Source organism: Streptomyces sp. NPDC054887 (assembly GCF_053610585.1).
The window spans coordinates 1-22092 of record NZ_JBSGYQ010000035.1 but is presented as its reverse complement, the minus strand read 5'-3'; the positions used below and the strand labels follow the sequence as shown (position 1 = coordinate 22092).

Below are 22092 nucleotides of genomic sequence, written 5' to 3'. Positions count from 1 at the left end.
CGGGCCGTGCGGCCCCCGCCCCGGTGCCCGGCGCGGTGCCGGCATCCCGGCGGCCCCGGACGGGCCCGGGCGGTGTGTCACGCCGGGCGACACTCGGCACGGCGCATAACGTCCCTTTTCCAGGCAGTCCCGGAAAGGACCGAGCACCATGACCGTGCGTACGCAAGGCAGGCCGGGCAGGCGGCGGCTCATGTCGGTCGTTCTGGTGCTGCTCCTGGCGGCAGGCGGCACGACCGCTCTGGTGGCATGCGGCTCCGACGGCGGAGGCGGAGACACGAGTACGAGCCCCCGCCCGACGCCACCGGACACCGCCTCCTTCACGGGCACACCGCCCTCCGCCCTCGCCTCGGCCGACGCGTCCGCGCGCGCTTCGGCGTCCGCGGCGGCGTCGTCCGCGTCGGCTGCGGCCTCGTCCTTCGAGGCGTCCGTCTCGGCCGAGACGGCCCGTGCGAACCAGGAGGCCACCGCCGAACTGAAGAAGGTCGAGGGCGGCGGCAACGCGATGGCCGACGTCTCCCTCAGGGGCAAGCCGCGAGCCGAGACCGGCGGCCTGCTCGCGGTCGTCGTCACCATCACCAACCGCTCCGACCGGCAGGCGTCGTACGCCGTCCAGGTCGACTTCACCGACCCCTCCGGCGAGGTGCGGGAGAGCAGGATTGTCGGGGCGCGGGAGCTGGAACCCGGTGAGAAGGCGCAACCGCTCGCCATCAGCCGCAAGCCCGCCGACCTGGACCTGCGCGCCCGGGTCGCCAAGGCGCAGCGGTACTGACGCCGAAGCGCCGACGGCATCGCCCGAGCAGCCGACCGGGGTTTTTTGCCCCGATTCCGGGGGAACCCGGTGTGCCATGGACCACTCACAGGCACCCGTGCTCGACGCGCTGGCCGCGTACCACGCAGAGAAGCAGACCCCCTTCACCCCGCCCGGTCACAAGCAGGGGCGCGGCGCCGACCCGCGCGTGCGCGCGGTCCTCGGCGACGACGTGTTCCGCTCCGACGTACTCGCCACCAGCGGCCTGGACGACCGGATGTCGTCCAAGGGCATCCTCGCCCGGGCCCAGGAGCTGATGGCCGACGCCGTGGGGGCCGAGCACACCTTCTTCTCGACCTGCGGCAGCTCCCTGTCGGTCAAGGCGGCCATGCTGTCGGTGGCCGGGCCGCACGAGAAGCTGCTCGTGGGGCGCGACGCCCACAAGTCGGTCGTGTCCGGCCTCGTGCTCGCCGGCATCGTGCCGATCTGGGTGGACCCCCAGTGGGACGCGGAACGCCACCTCGCCCACCCGCCGTCCGCCGACGCCTTCCGCGCCGCCTTCGCCCGGCACCCCGACGCGCGGGGCGCCCTGGTCACCACCCCGACGCCGTACGGCACCTGCTCCGACCTGCCCGCCATCGCCGAGGCGTGCCACGAACACGGCGTGCCGCTCATCGTGGACGAGGCGTGGGGCGCGCACCTGCCGTTCCACCCGGACCTGCCGACCTGGGCCATGGACGCCGGCGCGGACGTCTGCGTCACCTCCGTGCACAAGATGGGCTCCGGACTCGAACAGAGCTCGGTCTTCCACCTCCAGGGCGACCTCATCCAGCCCGAGGTGCTCAAGAACCGCGAGGACCTGCTGGGCACCACCAGCCCCTCCGTGCTCGTGTACGCGGCTCTCGACGGCTGGCGCCGCCAGATGGTGCAGCACGGCCACGCCCTCTACGACGACGCGCTCGCCCTGGCCAAGACCGTACGGGCGCAGATCGCCGAGATCGACGGCCTGCACGTCCACGGGCGCGACGACTTCTGCGGGCCGGGCCGCGCGGCCGACCTCGACCCGCTCCAGGTCATCGTGGACGTCACCGGTCTGGGCACCACGGGCTACCGGATCGCCGACTGGATCCGCGAGCACCACCACATCAACCTGCACCTGTCCGACCACCGGCGCACCAGCGCCCAGCTCACCCACGCGGACGACGCCCGCAGCGCCGAGGCCCTGATCGCCGCGCTCCGCGACGTGGCCGAGCACGCCGACGAGCTGCGGCCCGCGTCCCCGGTCGAGGTTCCGGACCCGGCCGAACTCCGCCTGGAGCAGGTGCTGCTGCCGCGCGACGCCTTCTTCGGGCGGGCCGAGCAGGTGCCGGTGGAGCAGGCCGTCGGACGCGTCAGCGCGGAGATGCTCACGCCCTACCCGCCCGGCATCCCGGCGGTGCTGCCCGGAGAGAAGCTCAACTCCGAGGTGCTGAGGTATCTGCGCAGCGGCGTCGACGCCGGCATGGTCGTACCGGACGCGGCCGACACGGAGGTCAAGACCGTCCGGGTCTCGACGGAGGACTGACGCCCGCCGGCCCGGGGCCCGGGCAGCGGCGGGCCGCGCGTACGGTCGTCACAACCCGGCGGCGGCCTTCCGCCGGAACGAGTCCCAGGCCGTTTCCCGCACGTCCGGGCGCAGCAGGACATCCGCCGCGGTGCACGCCAGGGCCTGTGCGGCGGCCAGCATCACCTGACGCCCCCGGGGCCCGCCGGCCGCCTCCGCGAACTCGGGGGTGTGGTCGGACCCGTCCGCACCCATGATCGCCACGAACGGGTGGATCGCCGGCGCCCGCGTGCTGACGTTCCCGATGTCCGACGACCCCAGGTACACACCCGGTTCGGGCTCCGACAACCGGATGCCGGCCCGGCCCAGGTGGCGGGTGAACAGTCCGGACAGCACGTCGTTGTCCCGGAAGTGCTCGTACCGGCCGCCGACATCGGTCACCTCGACCCGTGTACGGGTGGCCAGCGCCACCCCCCGCGCGCACGAGCGCAACTCCTCCACCAAAACTTCAAGCGCCGACGTGGTCGCTCCGCGCAGCCCGAACAGGCCCTCCGCGTACTCCGGCACGATGTTGGTGGCCCGGCCGCCGTCCGTCACGATGCCCTGGATGTGGGATCCGCCGGGCAGCCGCCGGTCCAGTACGCCGAGCGTGTTGAAGAGCTGGATCAGGGCCCCCAGCGCGTCGATCCCCTCGGTCGGGCTGCCGGTGGGGTGCGCGGCGCGCCCGTGGAAGCCCACGCGGACCTGCGCGCTGGCGGTCAGCGGGGCCCAGGACCAGTCGTAGACGCCCGGGTGGAACATCAGCGCCGCGTCCACGCCGTCGAACAGTCCGGCCTGCACCTCCACGACCTTGCCGCCGCCGCGCTCCTCCGCCGGCGTCCCGACGGCCAGCAGCGTGCCGTCGACCTCACCGAGGGCGGCCCGTACGGCGAGTGCCGCTCCCAGGCCGGCCGACGCGATCAGGTTGTGGCCGCACGCGTGCCCGAGCAGCGGCAACGCGTCGTACTCCATCAGCAGGGCCACACGGGGCCCCGTGCCCGGCACGGCGGCCGTGCCCGTACGAGCGACGAACGCGGTCGGCAGGCCCGCCGCCCCGCGCTCCACCTCGAACCCCTCCCGTTCGAGTTCGCCCGCCAGCAGACAGGCCGCCCGGTGCTCCTCGTAGGCCGTCTCCGGTTCCCGGTGCAGGGCGAGGCTCACGTCCCAGAGCCGGTCCGCGCGAGCGGCCACCTCCTCCCCGATGCGGGCGTACAGGGAATCCGAACTCTGCGACACGTGGGCCTCCTCGATCCTGGGCGCTTGCTGCGCATCGCACGAGTTCCACGTACTGGCCCGCCCGATACCTGCCGGCGGTCGCGATTCCCACCCGTCGGGGCCGGGGGAGGGCTGACTCAGACGGGCTCGTTCCCGCCTGCTGCCGGCGAGGGCTGGTTCACCCGGCCGCGGTCGCGCCAGGCGCGCTCCCACTGCCGGGTCAGGGCCGGATAGACGACGAGGTGGCGGAAGGGCGCGATGGCGGCCATGTAGAGCCGCCCGAACCGTCCGTTGGGTTTGACCAGGACGGCCATCCGCAACTCGTGAGCGCCGTGCGGCCCCCGGACCCAGCCGAGGTGCATCACGGTGTGCACGGTGCTGTTCGCCAGCTCGCGGGCCGCCTCCGTGGGGAGCTCGTACACCGCCTTCAGGGGCATGTTCTCGTCGTCCGGGCCCCGGGGAGCGTCACGGAGGTCGTCGGGCAGGCGCTCGCGGAGGGAGGCGACGCGTCCGCCGACGCCCGCGGCGGGCTTGTCCCAGCCGAGGAGCGCACCCAGCTTCCACCTGACGGCGAACAGGAACCGCACCGGGCTGGGTTGCTGCGAGGTCTTCCCGGCGGCCCGCATCGCCGCGAGCATCGTGCGGAAGTCGTCCGGCCCGGCCCCGGGAGTGCGGAACGACCACACGTCCGCGACGGAGAAGTCCTCCGTGAGGGCGTGGATACGCCACGGAAGCTCGGTGTGGGTTGATGTCGCCAGTCGTGTCACGGTCGGCCCCCTCGTTTGTACGCCACCGTACATTTGATGTGTACGGTAACGTACAAACGTCGGATCGAACACCGGAGGTGGCGAGATTCCTGCCGTGCCCCGCACACCACGAGGCCGCTGGGTGGAAGCGGGCCTCGAAGCCCTCGCCGACGGCGGCCCCGACGCGGTGCGCGTCGAGACGCTCGCCACCCGGCTGGGCGTCACCAAGGGCGGCTTCTACGGTTACTTCGACGGCCGGCCCGCCCTGCTCACGGAGATGCTCGACGAGTGGGAACGCCGCTGCACCAGGGAGATCCTCGCCCAGGTCGGGGCCGAAGGCGGCGACGCGGCCGACCGCATCCGGCGCGTCGGCCGGCTGACGTTCTCGGAGGAGTTCCACCGGATCGACCTCGCGGTCCGGGCCTGGGCCCGCCACGACCCGTCCGTCGCGGCGCGCCTGCGGCGCATCGACAACGAGCGCATGGACTTCCTGCGGCAGATGTTCGGCACCTTCCTCACCGACCCGGACGACATCGAGGCGCGCAGCGTCCTGGCCTTCGGGCTCGCCATCGGACGCCACTTCATGGTCGTGGACCACCCGGGGCACACCCGGCTCGAAGCCGTCCAGCTCGCCGGAGAACACCTCCTGCGCCCGCCGTCGCACGGGGCCACCGCGGAGGCGCCGGACACACCGCCCGCCGCGACACGCGAACAGGAACGTTAATCCTCCGTCGCGGTCCCACGATCGGGTGGTGTGGGCCCTCCAGGTGGTGACCGACGACCGACAGGGCCGGTGCGATGTCGTTGCTGTCCGCGGACTCCCGTCCCGTGAACGTGCTGGACGTGTCGGGTGCCGCGTACCGTCGGGCGTTCGAACTGTTCCTGGCGGGGACGGACGAGAAGAGCCGTACGCACGCACGGCTCGCCGGAATCATCGCCGGCCTGGAGCGGCGACGGCTGTTCCTCGACGTCGGCGCCGGCGAGGGGGTGACCACCGCCCACGTGGGGCAGCACTTCGAGCGGACAGTCGCCGTCGAACCGAACCCGGCGCTCGGCGAGAAGCTCCGTGAGACGTGCGCGTACGCCCACGTCGTGCCCGAGACCGTCGAAAGGGCCGACTTCCGGGAGGAGGCGGACCTCGCGCTCCTCTCCCACGTCCTGTACTACCTGCCCCAGGACCGCTGGCTGCCCACGGTGCGGCGCGTGCTGGGGTGGCTGGCGCCCGGCGGCACACTGCTGGTCATGCTGCAGAACCCCGGCAGCGGATGCATGCGCATGGTCGAGCACTTCACCGGCGCGCGCTTCGACCTGCGGCCCCTGGCCCACCGGCTGAGGGAGCACGGAGGCGACCAGGCGGTCGACTGCACCATCGAGACACTCCGCGTCCACTACCGGACCTCGCACCCGGCCGAGGCCCTGGACGTGGCCGAGTTCATGCTCAACGTCCCCACGCTGCGCGACGTCGATCCGCTGCCCTCCCGGGCCGCCCTCGCCGCGTACGTCGACAGGCACTTCGCCGGGCCGGACGGCACGTACACCATCGCCCACACCCAGGACCTCCTGAGCGTACGCCGCGACCCCGGGCCGCGTCCCTGACCGATGCCGGGCGGAAGGTGCCGTTAGCGACGGCGGACGCGGCGGGACCGGGCCCGCGCCGGTGACTGGAAGGCCCTCGACACCTGGACATGTGTGCGAAGAAACGACACGGCGGTGCGGCTACCCCACACGGAAGGGGACATTCGCCTTCTTTCGTGTGATGACAAACGAAGTGCTGCCCAGGGAGTGTAAGTCGGCGTACCCACTGGTGAGCAGAGGATCGCACATGACCGTTGAAGCCGACCGTGATGCCGCACCGGCACAGGCGCCCGCGCAGCAGAGCCTCGCGACGGCCGCCGCGCGGAACCTGGCGACGACCACCAAGTCCGTTCCCCAGATGCAGGAGACCTCCTCGCGGTGGCTGCTGCGGATGCTGCCCTGGGTGGACGTGCAGGCCGGCACCTACCGGGTGAACCGGCGGCTGAGCCATGCCGTGGGCGACGGGCGGGTGACGTTCGTGCAGACCGGTGGGCGGGTCGCCGTCATCCCGGCCGAACTGGGAGAACTGCCGGCGCTCAGGGACTACGACGACGACGCGGTGCTCGGTGAACTGGCGGGCCGCTGCGAGCAGATCGACTGCGCGCCCGGCACCGTGCTGGCCCGGGCCGGCGAACGCCAGGACCGCGTCTTCCTGCTGGCTCACGGGCGCGTGGACAAGGTGGGCAGCGGACCGTACGGCGCGGACTCGGTGCTCGGATTCCTGGCCGACGGCGCCTACTTCGGTGACCGGTGCCTGACCGAACAGGACCCGGCCTGGGAGTGCACGTTCCGCGCCACCACCGCCTGCACCGTGCTGGTGCTCCCCAAGAGCGACATCGACGAACTCGCCGCGCGCAGCCCGTCGCTCGGCGGCCACCTGCGCGCGGTCGCGGCGCTCCCGCGCCGGCGCACCAACCAGCACGGCGAGGCGGCCATCGACCTCGCGGCCGGACACGTGGGCGAACCGCGCGTACCGCACACGTTCGTCGACTACGACCCCGAGCCGCGCGAGTACGAACTCTCCATCGCCCAGACCGTCCTGAAGGTCCACAGCCGCGTCGCCGACCTCTACAACGACCCGATGAACCAGACCGAGCAGCAGCTCCGCCTCACACTGGAGGCGCTGCGCGAGCGTCAGGAGTACGAGCTCGTCAACAACCGCGAGTTCGGTCTGCTCAGCAACTGCGACTACGCGCAGCGCATCCAGCCCCACGACGGGGCGCCCAGCCCCGACGACATGGACGAACTGCTCTCCAGGCGGCGCGGCAACAAGTTCTTCCTCGCCCACCCACGGGCCATCGCCGCGTTCGGCCGCGAGTGCAGCAGGCGCGGCCTGCTCCTGGAGCCGGTCGACGTAGGGGGCCACCGGATCCCCTCCTGGCGCGGTGTGCCGATCTACCCGTGCGGGAAGATCCCTGTCAGCGAGGCCCGTACGACCTCGATCCTGTGCATGCGCACGGGCGAGGACGACCAGGGCGTGATCGGGCTGCGCCAGTCGGGCATCCCGGACGAGATCGAACCCAGTCTGTCCGTGCGGTTCATGGGCATCGACGAGCAGGCGATCATCTCCTACCTCGTCACCGCCTACTACTCCGCCGCGATCCTGGTGCCCGACGCCCTCGGCGTCCTGGAGAACGTCGAAGTCGGCCGCTGGCGCTGACGGAAACCGGCAGGCACCGACCGGGGCCCGCCGCCGACGCCACCGGTTCGCACCCCGGCCACCGGTTCGCACCGCGCCCGGGAACGACCCCACGCCGGGTATCTCCCGCGCGCCTCACCCACCCCCCCCGCAGGCGCTCGCGCCCACCCGACCCGAAAGGCACTCCCCGCATGCCCCGAACCAGTGGCGCCGGTGTCCCTCCGTGGACGTGGAACGGGCCCCCGGCCGCCCGCCCACCGGTCCTGCCCGCCGCACCGGCGCCCCGTACGACCGAGCACCTCCCGACGGCGCCGCCCTCGCCCACGGAGCTCGAACGCCTGCTGGCAGGACCGGCGGGACTGGGTACGGCCGCCGCCCGCGCCTTCCGCTCGCTCGCACCGGCCGACGCCCCTCAAACGGCACGGCCCGCCCGGCCGGAGGAGCCCTCCGAGTCCGGCCCTCGGGAGTCCCCGGACGGTGACGGGGCGGCGGTGCGGATCCCGGCCCTGTACTGCCCCGACGCGGTGCGGGACGACCCGGCCCTGGGGGAGGAGGTCAACAACCGCCTGGTCGACTGGGCGGAGGAGATCGGCATCTTCACCGGCCGCCTGGAACGCCTGCGCTCGCACCAGTTCGGGCAGCTGTTCATGCTGGCGCACCCCGACTGCGACGATCCCGACCGCCTGATGGCCGCTGCCCGCTGCGGACTGGCCGAATGGTCCGTAGACGACCACTGGGTCGACGAGGGCGACGACACCGAGCCGGAACTCCTGGGCTCCCGGCTCGCCATGGCCCAGGCGGTGGTCGACCCCGTACGGCTGCCCGCCCGCTACCTCGCGCAGTTCGAGGAAGTCGTCCGGCAGCAGCCCGTCCTGCGTGCCTTCCGTTCCAGTCTCGCCCATCTGTCGGAGATCGCCAGCACCACGCAGATGGCCCGGCTGCGCCACGAACTGGCCGTCATGTTCGTCGGGTACGGGCAGGAAGCCGAATGGCGCAGCAGCGAGCGCAGGCCCGCCGTGTGGGAGTACCTGCTGCACCGGTACGAGAACGCCTTCTACCCCTGCATGGTGCTGATCGACCCGGTGGGCGGCTACGAACTGCCGGCCCACGAGTTCGCCGATCCCACCGTGCGCCGCACCTACCTCTACGCGGGCATGGCCAATGTGCTGCTCAACGACGTGTACTCGATGGCCAAGGAGGACCCGGGCGACACGAACCTGCCCAACCTCATCGCCGCCGAGGACGGCTGCTCCCTCCAGGAAGCCGTCGACCGCACCGCCGCCATCCACGACGAACTCATGCACACCGTCGAGGCCGACTGCGCCGTGCTGGCAGCGGCCGGCTCCCCCCAACTGCGCCGCTACCTGGCCGGTCTGTGGGCGTGGATGGGCGGCAGTAAGCAGTGGCACGCCACCAGCCCCCGCTACACCCAAGCCACCTGACGGTGTGTCACCACACCACCCGCGCCCGCGATGCCCGCCCGTCCGGCCGGTCCGGGCTCCGGCGGCCCGTACAGCCCATACGTTCCGTGCATTCCGTGCAATGTCCTGCATTCCGTAACGAAGGAGAACACTTGTGACCGTTCAGCAGACCGCCCCGCACCCCCTGCGCAGCCTCTACCAGAAGTCCGTCGCCAACTACTGGAACCAGGAGAAAAACCCCGTCAACCTCCGCCTCGGCGAGGTCGACGGCATCTACCACCACCACTACGGCATCGGTGACGTCAACTGGTCCGTCCTCGACGGCCCCGAGGAGACCCGTCAGCAGCGCCTCACCGCCGAACTCCACCGGCTCGAATGCGCCCAGGCCGACCTGCTGATGAGCCACCTCGGCGACCTCACCCCCGAGGACCGCGTCATGGACTCCGGATCGGGCCGCGGCGGCAGCAGCTTCGTCGCCCACAGCCGCTTCGGGTGCCAGGTCGACGGCGTCTCCATCTCGGAAACGCAGGTCGCCTTCGCCAACGGCCAGGCCAAGGAACGCGGCGTGGACGACAAGGTGCGTTTCCACCTGAAGAACATGCTGCACACCGGCTTCGAGAGTGACAGTCTCCAGGCCATCTGGAACAACGAGAGCACCATGTACGTCGACCTGGCCGTCCTGTTCCCCGAGTACGCCAGGCTCCTCAAGCACGGTGGCCGCTACGTCACCATTACCGGGTGCTACAACGACGCCTACGGCCTGCCGTCCCGGGCCGTGAGCGAGATCAACGCCCACTACATCTGCAACATCCACCCCCGCAGCAGCTACTTCAAGGAGATGGCCGCCAACCGCCTCGTCCCGGTCAGCGTCGTCGACCTGACCGCCGCGACGATCCCCTACTGGGAACTGCGCGCCAAGTCCCCGCTGGCGACCGGCATCGAGAAGGCGTTCCTCGACGCGTACAAGGACGGCAGCTTCCAGTACCTGCTGATCGCGGCCGACAAGGTCTGAGTCACCGGATGAACAGGGTGCGCGGCCGGACGACGTGCCGTGCCGCGCACCCGCCGTTCCGGGTCCCGGCCGGGCGAGGGGCTTGGGCGTGTCGATGCGGGACTGCGTCCTGACCGGGGGCCTGCGGGCCCCCGCACGACACCCGCACGGCAGGCCGCTGCTCACGGCGACGGGGAGGCCGCCGGCAGGTGGAACGTCGACAGCAGCGTGTCCATGACCTGACGCTGGCGGGGCCATTCGGTGCTCGGACCCGCCGCCTGCACCTCGTACGCCGTGCCGTTGGGCGCGGTGAAGACGCGGTAGAGACCGCGCCGCCTGCTCCCCGAGGTGGTGTCGTCGTACTCGAAGTCGACCTCGGCGGCCGCCCGGGGGCCTTCACCGACGGGTGCGAGCGACCTCTCGACGTACCCGGGCCACACCGAGCGGACGCCCTGCGAGAACGCCCGTGCCATGTCGAGGTTGCTCAGGAGGCCCGAGGTGCGGCCGACTTCGACGTACGCGTCGAAGTCCCGGCTCGCGTGGACATGGGTGTCGTCCCTGAGCCGTGACGTCCACTCCGCCGGCACGGCCATGGCGGAACCGTCGGGGCCGGCGGCGAGGCGGTAGCCGCCGGGAGCCGTGAGGGAGGCGGTCGGTGAGGTGCCGGCGGCCTCGCCCGGTCCGTCGCCGTCGCCGTCGCCCGACACGAACCACAGCCCGGCGGCGACGAGGAGGACCGCCGTGCCGAGCGCCAGCGGCAGGCGCGCGAACGGGGGGCGCGGAACGCGGAGCCTCGCGCGCAGGCCGGTCGGCACCGGAGGCGGCGGCTGCCACGGTACGGGCGGCCGGGTCAGGGACCGCCGTGCTCCTGAGGGGCCGCCGTCCGCGCCCGGTGACGGTAACGGTGCCGAAGCTTGGCCCGCGCTCTCGGCGAGGTCCTGCGGCGGCGGACCCCCGGCCTCCGCCGCCGAGTCCTGGTCGTGGAACTCCCAGCGCTGGTCACCCGCGTTCCACCGGGCCGCCGACGGCACGTCAGCCGCCCCGTACGGCGGAGTGTCCGGCGGCGCGCACGCCGCCGGCCCGGGCCCCCGCGCGGCCCATGCGCCCAGGGCACCGCTCGCTGTCAGGTCTTCGCACGCTTGGGACCCCTCTCTCCGTCCGCTCCACCGGCCGACGCACTGACACTGTTGCCGTCACCGATCCCGACGGCACTGTGGTGCACCGACCCGATGTACACCGCGCCCTGCCCCAGGTGCACGGCCTTCTGCTCGAACTCGGCGGTCTGCCAGCCGGCTTCGTCCAGGGCGAGCTGCACTCCGCGGGCCACCCGGTCCTGAATGGTCTTGAGGTAGCGGTCGACGTCCATCGCCTGGAAGAGCGAGGCGTCCGGGTCCGCGCCCAGCTCCCGCACAGCGGTCTCGGGGCCGGCCGGGCGCTTGCGGGCGGACCCGGCGGTCAACGCGCGCCAGCCGCTGACCACCCCGCGCGCGAGCGCCGCCACGGCCGCCGCCAGGGCCTGCGGCGTGTCCGCCAGGGCCCGGAGCGACAGGGCGACGGCGTTGTCCCGGCCGAAGGGCGGGGCGGTGTCGTCCGCCTCCTGGAACTTCCTGTGCACGGGGCGCAGCACGTGCGGCGCGACCTCCAGCATCAGCATGCCGCCCTGGGTGTGCACCCGTACGAAGACGGTGACGACGATGTCCTCGTCCCACCCGCCGACCCGGATGCGCAGGAAGTGCCGGCGCTTCTCGCCGCCCTCCTCGACGGCGCCGGCCCGGTGCTCCTCGAACTCCGCGGCGCCGAACGGCACGTCCTCCCGCCGCCGCAGACCGCTGACCGGCAGGAACACGCACTCGTCGACGGCGAGTTCGCGCAAGCGGTCGAGGACCGCCGCCGCGGCCCGCGGGGAACCGTGCGGAGAGGGTACGCGCAACGCCTCCACCAGCGGGATGACACGGCGCAGGATCTCCTCGTTGCCCACGGCCTGCGGCTCTTCGGGACCGAGGTCGCTGCGGGGCCGCAGCTCGACCGAGAGGTGCCACGGCCGGAAGGGCATACCCGCGCCGCAGAATGGTTTCGCCGTCGCGTACATCACCAGCGGCCAGTGCTGTTCACCGCGGATGAGCTCCCGCAGCAGCCGCAGGCGCGGGCCGGCGGACCGCTCGGCCGGGTCGCGGGCGAGGTCCGCGTAGTGCTCACGGGAGAGCGGCCCCGCCATGGTCCTGGCCGTCCGTTCGTTCCGCAGCCCCACGATCACCGCGAGCAGCAGGAGCAGCCCGAGGGTCGCGTAGGACGACTGGAGCCAGGTGTCGCTGTACGTCTCGAAGTAGAGCCTGTACTGCCATTCCGGTGGCAGCAGCCGGTACTGGAGGTCGAGCGTCCGGACGGTCTCGTGGACGAACTCCACGAACCAGTTGTCGGCCGCGCCCTGATTGGCGCGGATCAACGGAGCCATGGCCGTGGTCAGGAGGAGAGAGCCGAGGAGCAGGCGGGCGTACAACTGGAGCAGCCGGGCCGGCGCGCGCAGTACCGGGGAGGCGCGGGTCGCCCTGACGGCCCACGCGGCCGCACTGAGCAGCAGACAGGGCACCAGCCAGCGGGTGGGGAACCAGCCGTCGGTGGCGAGCGCGGCGCCCGCCCACACGCCCACCACGGCCGCCGACCAGCCCAGTTCGCCGCGCCGGGCCCGCAGCGCGTGGGCGAGGACGCGGGCCGCGTCGATGCCGTAGCTGGGCGCGACGACGCGTTCATCGTGCACGTACAACTCGTCGATGACCCGGTCGCGGAAACGGGGGTCGAGATACGTTCCCGCGCACAGCAGCCGGCCCGCCTCGCTGACGGCGGGGTCGACCGGCGTCTTGCCGAGCAGGTGCGGATCCGGGGCATGCGCCGACTGGGGAGGAACCGCCGTCTGGCTCATCCGGGTGATGATAGGGGCGGGTAGGGCGACGGCACAGGCGTAATCGCGCCATAGGGGCTCACGTGCCGGGCGGTACCGGCAGTGTTCTTCCCGCCGTGCCGGGGTGGGCTCAGGAAGGGGCCTGGAGCACGGACAGGACGTTGCCCGCGGGGTCCGCGAACCATGCGATCAGGGGGCCTCCGCCGCGGAAGATCCCCCTCTCGTCCGTCGGCAGGTCGTCATAGCGCAGGAAGGTCACTCCCCGGGCGGCGAGCTCGTCGGTGGCCGCCTCGATGTCGTCCACGGGGAAGTTGAGCACCGTGTACGTCGCCGGCCGGTGGTCGGGCTTGGGGTAGACCAGGATGTCCCGGTCGCCCGCGACATGCAGGGTGAGCAGGCCGTTCTCCTCCGAGACGCCGATGCCGAGCGTCTCGCCGTAGAACGCCTTGGCCGCCTCGATGTCGTCCACGGAGAAGCCGCTGAACGCCTTCGTCGTACCGAACATGATCGCCTCCTGGACGGTCGTCGCGCTTGCGGGCCGTGCCGGCCCGGCGGCCACCCGGCGGGAGGAGCCCCGGCAGGGGCCGTCACCAGTGTGGACCGGACCGGAGCGCGAAACTCGTCGCTCGCCGCCCAGGAGAATCCGGCGCGGGCACCGGGACGTACCGTACGGACCGTCGTGCGCTGTCGGTCCGTACGACACTCCCGGCCGCGGCCGCGCCACCCTGCTGGATCAGGAGACGCGCTTGAGCTGCCAGGCGTTGTTGCTGAAGCTGGGGGTCGAGGAGTACCGGCAGCTGCTGCTGTAGTACGAGCTGGTCTGCACCCAGCCGGCGGGCTGGTACGTCGAGGCGCACGCGCTCACCACGGTGCCGATCGGCAGCCCGGTGAGCTGCTTTATCTGCTTGATGTTCGGACTGAAGCTCTGTGTGCCACAACTGCTGCTGTAGCCCCAGCTGACGTCGACGTAGCCGGCCGGTGTGAGGACGCTCGCGCAGGAGGTGGTGACGTCACCGGGGGCGGCCTGGGCGGGCGCGGCGGTCAGGGCGAACATCGCTGCCGTGCCGGCGAGGGCCATGCAGGTGGAACGAAGGCGACGCATCTGTGGTGACTCCTTCTGATCGCGGGCGGCCAGTCAGGCCGAGGAGCCATTTCTACGGGCCGCCGATCCGTTCGCACAGCGACTTTCCGGCCTAACGCACCTGAGCATGTCGGACAGCGCCACCGCCCACCGGCCGGAAGGAACAGCCGCCGGTGGCCGTGGCCGTTGGACAGGGGACGCGGTCGGCGTTGATCATCGACCGGCACATCATGGGCGGGACGGGAACGAAGGCAACACGGGGCGGGGACGGCATGAGCGACGACAGCGGCGAGCGGGCACGGGCGGCCCTACGGGGGCTGAAGGCACTGGCGGCGCGGCGGCCGGACGGCGTCGTACTGCTCGGCGGGTTCACGGACGCCGAAATGGACGTGTGGCCCGTTGCCGTACCGGAGGCGGTTCGTGTGGTGCTGCGTGAGGCGGGGGGCCTGGAGGCGGACGGGCTGCCGTACGTGTTCGGACCGCGCGGCGGTGCCCGTGTCCGGCGGCCCTTCGCGGACGGTCACTGGACCCTGGGCGAACCGTACCGGGGGGAGGGCTCGCTGCTCGTCGGTGTGGACGGCGAGGCACGCTCCGACTGGGGCCCGGTGGTCGCGGTCCAGCCGTACGGCGAACCGGAGGCCACGGTGGAGGCCGCGGCGTTCACCGGCTGGCTCCTCGGCCTCACCGAACGGCTCCTCGGCGGGGGCGCGGCGGAGGACCGCACCCGCCCCGCCGTCTTCGTCGCGGCCGTTCCGACCGTCGCGGTCGCCGAGGACGGCGGGACGGACGCCGAACTGCTGGCTCTCGTCGGCCGGGGGGACTCGCTCACCGACGTGGTCGACCTGCGCTCGCTGCCCGCCCACCCGTGCGGGGTCGGCTGGGAGCCGTACCACTCGACGGACTTCAACACCGCCGACACCGGCAGCAGCGAAGTCGAATTCCGGCTGGCCGGCGGCGGCAGGGCGCTGCTCATCCGCAGCATCGTCAGCGGCGACTTCCTGCGGGGCGGGGCACGCCGGCACCGGGTCCCCGACGACGCCGGCCCGCGTGCCGTGGCCGAGCTGCGCGCACTGGCCGCCGAACTGCCCGGCCTCGTCGTCCTCCACGACGGGTGCGACGACGCCGAGATGGACACCTGGCCGGTGCCCGTCCCCGCCGACGTCCGCGAGGTACTGCGGGAGATCGGCGGCGTGCGCATGGCGGGCCTGCCCGAGCTGCGGCTGCTGCCCGGAGTGCCCGAACACACCGTGGACCCCGAGGTCCACCGGATGATGGGCGGCGACGGTACGTACTGGCCCGTCGCCCGGGTCGTGTACGGCCGTGACACCGCACTCGCCCAGATCCGCGTCGACCCGGACACCGGCGAGTGGGGCTACGCCGTGTCGGTACCCACCGACCCGCACGGCCTGCGGGAGTTTCCGGAACTCACCCTGCTGGCCGAGTCGCTTCCGCACCTGCTGCTGACCGTCGCCCGGCTCGCGCGTGACGCGGCCGGCGCGCCCGACTTCGGCCGCGCGCTCGCAGGGGCCACCACCTGGTTCTTCCCGAACACCGGTGAGCCCTGGACCCGACCGGCGCCGGTCGACGAGTGGGCGGACACCACGGACCCGCTGCGGGCCGCGGTCGCCGGCCTTCCGGCCGGCTCCCACGTCGCGGACCTGCGCCGGGCGCCGATCCCCACCGATCTGTGCTTCCACCGGGCCGAGGACTGGCCGTACGGCGAAAGCCTCGACCACCTCCACTTCACCGCCGGGGGCCGGATCGCCGCGGCGGTGCCGCGCACGGACGGGTCCTGACGGGGGGCGCGCGGCGGTGAGGGGGCGGCTCAGTTGGCGGGCGCCCGGTAGAGGCCGCGGCCGGCGCGCTGAGCCCTGGAGGTGGCGACGAGCCGGTCGAGTGTGCTGCGTACGGCGTTGATGCTGCCGCTCGACTCGTCACGGCCGAGGGCCTGGGCGACGTCGCGGGCCCGCACGGGGGTGCGGCCGGACTCGGCGAGGATCGCCACGACCTGCTCGGTCAGGCCGCCGCTCTCCTTGGCCGGTGCGGCGGGCGACTTCGCCTTCTTCGCGGACCCGGCCTTCGCGGCGCTCTTCGGCCGGTCGGTCTTCTCGGCGGGGCGGGCCTTGCGCGCCTTGGCCGCCGGTTCCTTGCGCGCGCTGCCGGCCGGCGCCTTGCGGGCCTTGCGGCGGGTGGGGGCCACAGTGGCCTCGGGTGCTTCCGCGGCCGCCTCGTCCGCGGGCGCACCGCTGGCGTCCGGGGCGTTGAGCGCGTCGGCCTTGGGACCCGTGACGAGCTCGGCCTCGGTGCTGGCCGACGGCGCCGGCCTGGTCTCCGGCGCGTCGCCGGCGACCGTCGCCAGAGGGGCGAGGGACAGGGCCTTCAGTGCGCTGAGCGCGGTACGGACGGACTCCAACCGTTCGGTGACGACCGCGAGTTCCTTCTCCAGCGACTGCTGCTGCTCCTCCAGGCGGGGAAGCTCCGCCTCAAGGAGTGCTGTGGTGGCTTCGATGCTGTCCGGTGTGCCGGTGGCAGTGGAATTCATCATGGTGCCTTTCCGCTCTCTGGTTCACTGCTGGTGTGACATGGTCAGTGACCATTGCGCGGCAGCCTACGGGGTGGTGTGTTTCCGGGGAAACCCGGCACTCACCGCGTTCCCTGATCGAACACGCCGGCGTACAGCCGGAAAAGGCGCGGTTTCGCGGTGTTCCCGCCCGACACCGCGCTGTGTTCGAGGAGTTGGGTCCAGCATCGGGCGGTGAGCCGGCGCGCGTGCGCGCCGGCCCAGGGCCGGGGGAGCAGCTCGGGCGGGAGGAGAGGGTCGGGTTCCATGGCGCGGGTGAACTGCGCGGCCAGTTCGACAGCGATCGTCAGCCGGTCGGTGTCGTTCGTGGCGGCAGCGCCTTCGAGGCGGTCGAGTCGGGCCTGGGCGAGGGCCGCCAGTCGTTCGTAGCGGTCCGCGATCTCGGCCAGCGGCCACAGTGCGCGGGCCATGTCGGTGGCGTCACGGTGTGCTCCGACACGCAGGTCGCCGCTGGTGAACGTGGTGAGGGCGTCGCGGATTCCGAGGCGCCGCGCCTGGGCCTCCACCTGTTCACCGATCGGGTTGGCGCTGACGTACAGGCCGCCCTGGACGGCGGCGGCTCCGAGGCTCAGGAGTGTGTCGCGGAACGTGTCGCGCGCCGCGCGCGCCGACTCGGGCACGGCGAAGGCGAAGAGATGCCACACACCGTCCCAGGGCGCGTGCCCGCTGTCCTGCGCGTAGGCGTAGCGGACGTACTCCACTTCCGGGGCCGGCGCTCCGGTGACGTCGGCGGTGGCGTGCAGCAGCGCCTTGCGGCCCCGGCCCTCGTGGGTGAAGCGGCCTTCGGCCACGAGCCGTTTGATGCACAGCCGTACCTGCTGGTCGCTCATGCCGAGAGCGCCCGCGACGGTGTACAGCTCACCGGTGTCGACGGTGCCGTCCTCGCGGACCAGGGCATGGACGAGCACGCGGGTGGGGATCTCGGGGGTGGTCTCTGTGGCGGTCTCCGGCATGGACGCAGCATAGGCGCGGTGCCGGCGCGCCCCGGGACCGGTCACGGCCGGGCACCCGGCTGCGGGGCGACCGGGCGGTGCATGGTGGTGACGGCGCCGAAGCCCATCAGGCGGCGCAGGAACGGCGTCTGCTCGGTGTGGACCGCGCGGAAGCCGTGGCGTTCGTACAGGGCGCGGGCCCGTGGATTGACGTCGATGACGTCCAGCCGGATCTGTTCGCAGCGGTGCTCGGCGGCCACACGGAAGACCTCGTTCAGCAGCGCACCGCCGATGCCGGCGCCCCGGAGGCCCTGGGCGACGGCGATGCCGTCCATGACGAGCTGGCCCGGAGCCGGAGTCCGTTCGAGCAGGGCCAGCAGCGCGAGCCGTGGCATCCCCTTGAAAAGGCCGTACGTCGAGAGGACGTCGGCAGCACCTCCGCCGGTCAGGCCCCGGCCGTCGATCTGGTAACCGGCGACGGCCACCACCCGACCGCCGGCGACCGCCACCACGGCCCGGTCGGAATGCAGATGCGCGGCGATGAAGCGCCGTCCGGCGTCCGGGGGGTTGAGGGCCGCGCCCAGCTTCCGGCCGAACGCCTCCCAGTACAGCCCGGCCACCTCTTCCTCGGCGCCCTCCGGGACACCGCGCCGAATGGTCACCGGTCCGACTTCGGTGAGGCTCCCGTCCCTGTCGTCGGCCGGGGGCCTGTCAGGGGTCGAGTCAGTGGTCATGGCCGCTTCTCCTCGTTCGGCTGCGGTCTTCCGTCTGCTGGGCACCACTCTACTATCGAGCCTGTTACGTTCGTAAGTGCCGCGAGCGTTCGTTGACTGATAGATTAGAAAAGTGCGGCAATGTGACGCACGGGAAGGCCGAGAGGCGGCCGGGCATCGCCTCGTTCAGGAAGTGCCGGGACCCTGGCGGTGTCGCCGGACGCCGGATGCGGGGGCCGCCGTCGTCAGGAGGCTGGGCGCAGCAACGCCAGCAGTACGCCGACGAGTTCGTCGACGACCTCGTCGAGTGTGGCGTCCACCCAGCCGGCGGCCCAGTCGTGCAGCAGGCCGTTGACGCTGCCGATGAAGGCCGCCGCCGCGATGCGGTAGTCGCGGTCCGCGGCCTCGCCCCGCGCGGCGGCCGACGCCGCCTCGGCGCACATCAGGTCGATCCAGCGCGCCCGGCGGGTCAGCCGCTGCTCGTCCATGCGGGGGCTGACGCCGACGATTTCGGTGAACGTCATGCGGATGCGCCGCGGATCCACGGCGATGCTCGCCGCGTACGCGCGGAACACCGCTCCGTGGCGTTCGGCGAGCGGCAGGCCGTCGGTCTCGGCGAGGGCGCGCAGAACGGCGTCCTCGGCCCAGTCGTTGACCTGGAGGTGCAGCGCGGCGAGCACGTCTTCGAGGGTGCCGAACTCCTCGTAGAACTGTCGGGTCGAGAGGCCGGCCGTCTGGCAGAGGGCGGCGACGGTCGACGCCCGGTAACCCGGGGCTGCGCCGAAGAGCTCCAGCGCCGCGTCGAGGAACCTCTGCCGCCGCTCGGCGTGCCGCTCGACGGCCGTCTTGCCCGCGTACCGACCGGTCGACTGCCTGAGCCGCTCCCTCACAGATGCCCCTCCCTCGCGCCCCCGGCCATCTTCTCCTGTCGCGGGGGTTGAGGAACCTGGGCCCCGTCGTTACTTTCAAGTAGCCGAAAGTGAAGAGCGGCGTTTTCACATTGAGCGGCGGGCGGTGGCTGGTTGGACGCCTCGATCCGCTTCGACCTTTTGTCATGCCCAGAACAGCAATAGCCGTACCCGCCCCAGCAGTCGCCCCGCGGAGGAAGCCATGCTCGAAGCCAGGAACCGTCGCGCGCACACACCGGCGTCCGCGGCACGGACGACGGACACCGCGCGCGCACCGCGCCGCAGGCGCAGGCTCGTGCCTGCCGCCGTCGCGGGGATACTCGTCGCGGTCACCGCGACCGGCGCGTCGGCCGTCGGGCCGGACCCCGCCCGGGACAGGTCGGCCCTGCGGGAGGTGCTGTTCGTCGGCAACAACTGGGACGGTACCGCCGACGTGATCGAGTCCCGCGGGGCCTTTTCGAAGATCGGGCGGATCAACGTCGTCCCCGACAAGCAGAAGCGCCTCGCGGAGATCTACACCAACCCCGTGAAGCTCGTCTACTTCCTCGGCATCCGCAACGGACCGGGGGAAGGCCACGACCAGTTCGTCGACGACATGTACTCCACCCCCGACGGGACGGCCATGGTCGTCTCACGCCCCAGCTTCGCCGACGTCGTCTCCATCGACCTGGCGAGCGGGGCCGTCAAGTGGCGCTTCCCCGTGTCCGGTTACCGCTCCGACCACATGGCCGTGTCTCCCGACGGCAAGCGCGTGGCCGTTTCGGCGTCCACCTCGAACACCGTCCACGTGCTCGACATCGACACCGGGAAGGAGGCCGGGTCGTTCAAGACGGGCGACAAGCCGCACGAGAACGTGTTCACCGACGGCGGCAGGTACCTCTGGAACATGTCCATCGGCGAGGTGAACACCGACACCGACGCCCCCTGGCTGGACTGGACGAAGGGCGACCGCAGAATCACCGTCGTCGACGCCGAGACCTTCCAGCAGGTGAAGGTCGTCGACATGCGGGCACGGCTGGACGCCTTCGGGCGCAAGGACCTCAGCGACGCCGTGCGCCCGGTGGCCTTCAGCCCCGATCAGTCCACGTTGTACTTCCAGGTCTCCTTCTTCAACGGCTTCCTGGAGTACGACGTCGCCGGTGACCGCATCACCCGCGTCAAGACACTTCCGAAGAACCCCGGAACCAACGAGGACCGCACCAGCTGGGTCAACGACTCGCGCCACCACGGCATGTCGATGAGCCCCCGGGGCGACAAACTCTGCGTGGCCGGGACCATGGACGACTACGCCACCGTCGTCGACCGGGCCACACTGGAGGCGGGGCCCCTGGTCCCCGCGTCCAAGCCGTACTGGGCCACGGTCAGCGGGGACGGGAAGTCGTGCGTCGTCTCCGAGAGCGGCAGTGACCAGGTCACCGCAATCGACTTCGCCACCGGGAAGAAGACTGTGTCGGTTGCCGTCGGGGACCACCCGCAGCGCGTCCGCCTCGCCCATGTCCCGGCGAGCTGGGCGGGCCCGTCCGGCCGGGGATGACGCGGAGGCGGGGCGTACGGCGGCGTCCCTGCGGCAGCGCGAGTGCCGCCCCGCCGGACACCGGAGGGTGCGCGTCGGCGGTGTCCGACTCACTCGGCGATGGGCGCGATGTCCGGCCGCCCGTCAGGCGAGGGTGACCACCGCGGCGGCCAGCACGAGGTACAACGAGACGACGAGCGCCACCGCCCGCATCCCGCCCACCTGCTCCCCGGCCGGATTCCCGTCACCGCCCTCCCGCGACCGCGTCGGCGGGGCGGTGGGCTGCTGCTGGCCGATGGTCTGGGCGAGCCGGACGCAGTACGGGCACTCGCTGTCGGTGCTGAGCCAGTAGGCGTCGTACAGGCCGGCGTACGAAGTCGGGTTCATGTCCGGTCAACGCGGCCGGGGGAGTCCCGGCAACCGGGCGTTGCCGTGTCGACATCAAATCGCTATCTTGCCCGATTCACCGGGCATACGCCCCGAGCAAAACCCCCCGCACGCGAGGTCACCCGGCAGCGCCCAGTCGCTCACGCCACCAGTCCACCGTCGCCTTGACCTGCTCCTCCACGGGGGTCGCCCGTACGGCGAACGCGTCTTCGTAGGCGCTCGAATCGACGACGAACGGACGGTCGAACTGGTAGCGGACCTCCCGCAGTTCGCGCATCAGCGGAGAGAACACCGATGCGACGGCCCACAGCGCCGGCGGCAGCCCGCGCACCGTGACCGGGCCCGTCCCCGCCTCCGCGGCGAGGAGGTCCACCATCCGCCGGACGGACAGGGCCGGTGCCGTCGGGACGTGCCAGGCGCGGCCCCAGGCGCGCTCCTCGCCCGCGACCTCGACCAGGGCCCTGGCCACGTCGGGGATGTACGTCCAGCTGTGCGGGGCCCGCGGATCACCGAGCGCGGAGACGGGCTTGCCGCGCAGCAGCGGCGGCACGACCCGCGCCGCCAGGTGGCCGCCGCCGGTCACTCCGGGCCCGAAGAAGTCGGAGGCCCGTACCTCGACCGCCCTGATGCGGCCCAGCTCGTGCAGGATGCGCGCCTGCTCCCAGGCGGCGGCGCGCACACGGCCCTTGGCCCCCGTGGCGGCGAGTGGCAGATCCTCCGTGAGGGGGCCGTCCACCGGGCCGTACCCGAAGAGGTTGTCCAGCAGGACCAGGAGGGCCCCGCTCGCCTCGGCCGCCGTACGGACCGACGCGGTCAGGGGCGGCCAGTCACGTGCCCAGCGGTGGAGGGGCGGCGTGCCACAGCTGTAGATGGCCGCCGCGCCCCGTACGGCCTCGGTCAGCCGCTCGCTGTCCGCCGCGTCGAGTGCGACGTGCTCGATGCCCGGCTCCGGGCTGCGGCCCGACGCGGTGACGACCCGTACCGAGTGACCCTGTTCGGCCAGCAGCCGGGCGGTGGCCGCCCCGGCGGGCCCGAATCCTATGACCACATGAAGATTCACGTCGGCACACTAGTGTCATGCGCCTGAAATCCAAGGGCTAAGTATCTGTGTGTTTCTCGTTGGCTGGTGGAGTGACCTTGGTGAGGTAGTCGGCGAGGGACTTG

At 72.2% G+C, this 22092-nt stretch carries 21 protein-coding genes; 9 read left to right on the top strand and 12 right to left on the bottom strand.

The features are described 5' to 3' along the window. Positions 1–148 precede the first annotated feature (148 nt). On the top strand, positions 149–769 hold the full coding sequence (locus tag ACWGH0_RS20545) for a hypothetical protein (RefSeq protein ID WP_453405610.1): 621 nt from the start codon (positions 149–151) through the stop codon (positions 767–769). Between the two features lie 76 nt (positions 770–845). Beyond that, the gene (locus ACWGH0_RS20540; RefSeq protein ID WP_453405609.1) at positions 846–2312 is read left to right on the top strand and encodes an aminotransferase class I/II-fold pyridoxal phosphate-dependent enzyme; all 1467 of its coding nucleotides are present in this window, start codon (positions 846–848) and stop codon (positions 2310–2312) included. Positions 2313–2360: 48 nt separating this feature from the next. Here the strand turns inward: ACWGH0_RS20540 and ACWGH0_RS20535 are convergent, their stop codons facing one another. Then, the gene (locus tag ACWGH0_RS20535) at positions 2361–3566 is read right to left on the bottom strand and encodes an amidohydrolase (protein ID WP_453405608.1); all 1206 of its coding nucleotides are present in this window, start codon (positions 3564–3566) and stop codon (positions 2361–2363) included. Between the two features lie 116 nt (positions 3567–3682). Next, positions 3683–4312: a DUF2867 domain-containing protein gene (locus ACWGH0_RS20530; protein WP_453405607.1), complete on the bottom strand. Its 630-nt coding sequence runs from the start codon at positions 4310–4312 to the stop codon at positions 3683–3685. Positions 4313–4397: 85 nt separating this feature from the next. On the opposite strand from ACWGH0_RS20530, the gene ACWGH0_RS20525 reads away from it, so the two are divergent. The 5 genes from ACWGH0_RS20525 to ACWGH0_RS20505 all read left to right on the top strand — a co-directional run bounded on the left by ACWGH0_RS20525 (position 4398) and on the right by ACWGH0_RS20505 (position 9938). Then, the gene (locus ACWGH0_RS20525; RefSeq protein ID WP_453405654.1) at positions 4398–5015 is read left to right on the top strand and encodes a TetR/AcrR family transcriptional regulator; all 618 of its coding nucleotides are present in this window, start codon (positions 4398–4400) and stop codon (positions 5013–5015) included. A 74-nt stretch (positions 5016–5089) separates the two neighbouring features. Then, the gene (locus tag ACWGH0_RS20520; protein ID WP_453405606.1) at positions 5090–5887 is read left to right on the top strand and encodes a class I SAM-dependent methyltransferase; all 798 of its coding nucleotides are present in this window, start codon (positions 5090–5092) and stop codon (positions 5885–5887) included. 226 nt (positions 5888–6113) lie between these two features. Then, the gene (locus ACWGH0_RS20515) at positions 6114–7526 is read left to right on the top strand and encodes a family 2B encapsulin nanocompartment shell protein (protein WP_453405605.1); all 1413 of its coding nucleotides are present in this window, start codon (positions 6114–6116) and stop codon (positions 7524–7526) included. A 170-nt stretch (positions 7527–7696) separates the two neighbouring features. Continuing rightward, a complete protein-coding gene (locus ACWGH0_RS20510) occupies positions 7697–8947 on the top strand; it encodes a family 2 encapsulin nanocompartment cargo protein terpene cyclase (RefSeq protein WP_453405604.1) in 1251 nt (416 codons plus the stop codon). A gap of 133 nt (positions 8948–9080) precedes the next feature. Continuing rightward, on the top strand, positions 9081–9938 hold the full coding sequence (locus tag ACWGH0_RS20505; protein ID WP_453405603.1) for a geranyl diphosphate 2-C-methyltransferase: 858 nt from the start codon (positions 9081–9083) through the stop codon (positions 9936–9938). 161 nt (positions 9939–10099) lie between these two features. On the opposite strand, the gene ACWGH0_RS20500 is transcribed toward ACWGH0_RS20505, so the two are convergent. The 4 genes from ACWGH0_RS20500 to ACWGH0_RS20485 form a co-directional block, all read right to left on the bottom strand. Next, positions 10100–10948 carry a hypothetical protein gene (locus tag ACWGH0_RS20500; RefSeq protein ID WP_453405602.1) on the bottom strand — a complete coding sequence of 283 codons (849 nt, stop codon included), beginning with the start codon at positions 10946–10948 and terminating at the stop codon, positions 10100–10102. Between the two features lie 92 nt (positions 10949–11040). Then, positions 11041–12834 carry a hypothetical protein gene (locus ACWGH0_RS20495; RefSeq protein WP_453405601.1) on the bottom strand — a complete coding sequence of 598 codons (1794 nt, stop codon included), beginning with the start codon at positions 12832–12834 and terminating at the stop codon, positions 11041–11043. Positions 12835–12943: 109 nt separating this feature from the next. After that, positions 12944–13318, bottom strand: coding sequence for a VOC family protein (locus tag ACWGH0_RS20490; protein WP_453405600.1), 375 nt, complete (start codon positions 13316–13318; stop codon positions 12944–12946). 228 nt (positions 13319–13546) lie between these two features. After that, on the bottom strand, positions 13547–13915 hold the full coding sequence (locus tag ACWGH0_RS20485; protein WP_453405599.1) for a hypothetical protein: 369 nt from the start codon (positions 13913–13915) through the stop codon (positions 13547–13549). A 251-nt stretch (positions 13916–14166) separates the two neighbouring features. On the opposite strand from ACWGH0_RS20485, the gene ACWGH0_RS20480 reads away from it, so the two are divergent. Beyond that, on the top strand, positions 14167–15690 hold the full coding sequence (locus ACWGH0_RS20480; RefSeq protein ID WP_453405598.1) for a hypothetical protein: 1524 nt from the start codon (positions 14167–14169) through the stop codon (positions 15688–15690). Between the two features lie 29 nt (positions 15691–15719). Here ACWGH0_RS20480 and ACWGH0_RS20475 read toward each other — a convergent pair whose 3' ends face one another. The 4 genes from ACWGH0_RS20475 to ACWGH0_RS20460 all read right to left on the bottom strand — a co-directional run bounded on the left by ACWGH0_RS20475 (position 15720) and on the right by ACWGH0_RS20460 (position 19010). Next, positions 15720–16439: a hypothetical protein gene (locus ACWGH0_RS20475; RefSeq protein ID WP_453405597.1), complete on the bottom strand. Its 720-nt coding sequence runs from the start codon at positions 16437–16439 to the stop codon at positions 15720–15722. A 98-nt stretch (positions 16440–16537) separates the two neighbouring features. Then, a complete protein-coding gene (locus tag ACWGH0_RS20470) occupies positions 16538–17428 on the bottom strand; it encodes a PaaX family transcriptional regulator C-terminal domain-containing protein (RefSeq protein WP_453405596.1) in 891 nt (296 codons plus the stop codon). A gap of 41 nt (positions 17429–17469) precedes the next feature. Continuing rightward, entirely contained in the window at positions 17470–18141 is a 672-nt protein-coding gene (locus ACWGH0_RS20465; RefSeq protein WP_453405595.1) for a GNAT family N-acetyltransferase, read from the bottom strand. A 224-nt stretch (positions 18142–18365) separates the two neighbouring features. Beyond that, entirely contained in the window at positions 18366–19010 is a 645-nt protein-coding gene (locus ACWGH0_RS20460) for a TetR/AcrR family transcriptional regulator (RefSeq protein WP_453405594.1), read from the bottom strand. 220 nt (positions 19011–19230) lie between these two features. Between ACWGH0_RS20460 and ACWGH0_RS20455 the strand changes: the two genes are divergently transcribed. Then, the gene (locus ACWGH0_RS20455; protein ID WP_453405593.1) at positions 19231–20562 is read left to right on the top strand and encodes a YncE family protein; all 1332 of its coding nucleotides are present in this window, start codon (positions 19231–19233) and stop codon (positions 20560–20562) included. Positions 20563–20685: 123 nt separating this feature from the next. Here the strand turns inward: ACWGH0_RS20455 and ACWGH0_RS20450 are convergent, their stop codons facing one another. Beyond that, positions 20686–20928, bottom strand: coding sequence for a hypothetical protein (locus tag ACWGH0_RS20450; protein WP_453405592.1), 243 nt, complete (start codon positions 20926–20928; stop codon positions 20686–20688). A gap of 118 nt (positions 20929–21046) precedes the next feature. Beyond that, complete coding sequence (locus tag ACWGH0_RS20445) at positions 21047–21988, bottom strand: NAD-dependent epimerase/dehydratase family protein (RefSeq protein ID WP_453405591.1); 942 nt, start codon at positions 21986–21988, stop codon at positions 21047–21049. Between the last annotated feature and the right edge of the window lie 104 nt (positions 21989–22092).

Coding starts and splice junctions, on each gene's coding strand:
- ACWGH0_RS20545 (WP_453405610.1), top strand. CDS start 149: ATGACCGTGCGTACGCAAGGCAGGCCGGGCAGGCGGCGGCTCATGTCG.
- ACWGH0_RS20540 (WP_453405609.1), top strand. CDS start 846: ATGGACCACTCACAGGCACCCGTGCTCGACGCGCTGGCCGCGTACCAC.
- ACWGH0_RS20520 (WP_453405606.1), top strand. CDS start 5,090: ATGTCGTTGCTGTCCGCGGACTCCCGTCCCGTGAACGTGCTGGACGTG.
- ACWGH0_RS20515 (WP_453405605.1), top strand. CDS start 6,114: ATGACCGTTGAAGCCGACCGTGATGCCGCACCGGCACAGGCGCCCGCG.
- ACWGH0_RS20510 (WP_453405604.1), top strand. CDS start 7,697: ATGCCCCGAACCAGTGGCGCCGGTGTCCCTCCGTGGACGTGGAACGGG.
- ACWGH0_RS20495 (WP_453405601.1), bottom strand. CDS start 12,834: ATGAGCCAGACGGCGGTTCCTCCCCAGTCGGCGCATGCCCCGGATCCG.
- ACWGH0_RS20490 (WP_453405600.1), bottom strand. CDS start 13,318: ATGTTCGGTACGACGAAGGCGTTCAGCGGCTTCTCCGTGGACGACATC.
- ACWGH0_RS20485 (WP_453405599.1), bottom strand. CDS start 13,915: ATGCGTCGCCTTCGTTCCACCTGCATGGCCCTCGCCGGCACGGCAGCG.
- ACWGH0_RS20480 (WP_453405598.1), top strand. CDS start 14,167: ATGAGCGACGACAGCGGCGAGCGGGCACGGGCGGCCCTACGGGGGCTG.
- ACWGH0_RS20475 (WP_453405597.1), bottom strand. CDS start 16,439: ATGATGAATTCCACTGCCACCGGCACACCGGACAGCATCGAAGCCACC.
- ACWGH0_RS20470 (WP_453405596.1), bottom strand. CDS start 17,428: ATGCCGGAGACCGCCACAGAGACCACCCCCGAGATCCCCACCCGCGTG.
- ACWGH0_RS20465 (WP_453405595.1), bottom strand. CDS start 18,141: ATGACCACTGACTCGACCCCTGACAGGCCCCCGGCCGACGACAGGGAC.
- ACWGH0_RS20455 (WP_453405593.1), top strand. CDS start 19,231: ATGCTCGAAGCCAGGAACCGTCGCGCGCACACACCGGCGTCCGCGGCA.
- ACWGH0_RS20450 (WP_453405592.1), bottom strand. CDS start 20,928: ATGAACCCGACTTCGTACGCCGGCCTGTACGACGCCTACTGGCTCAGC.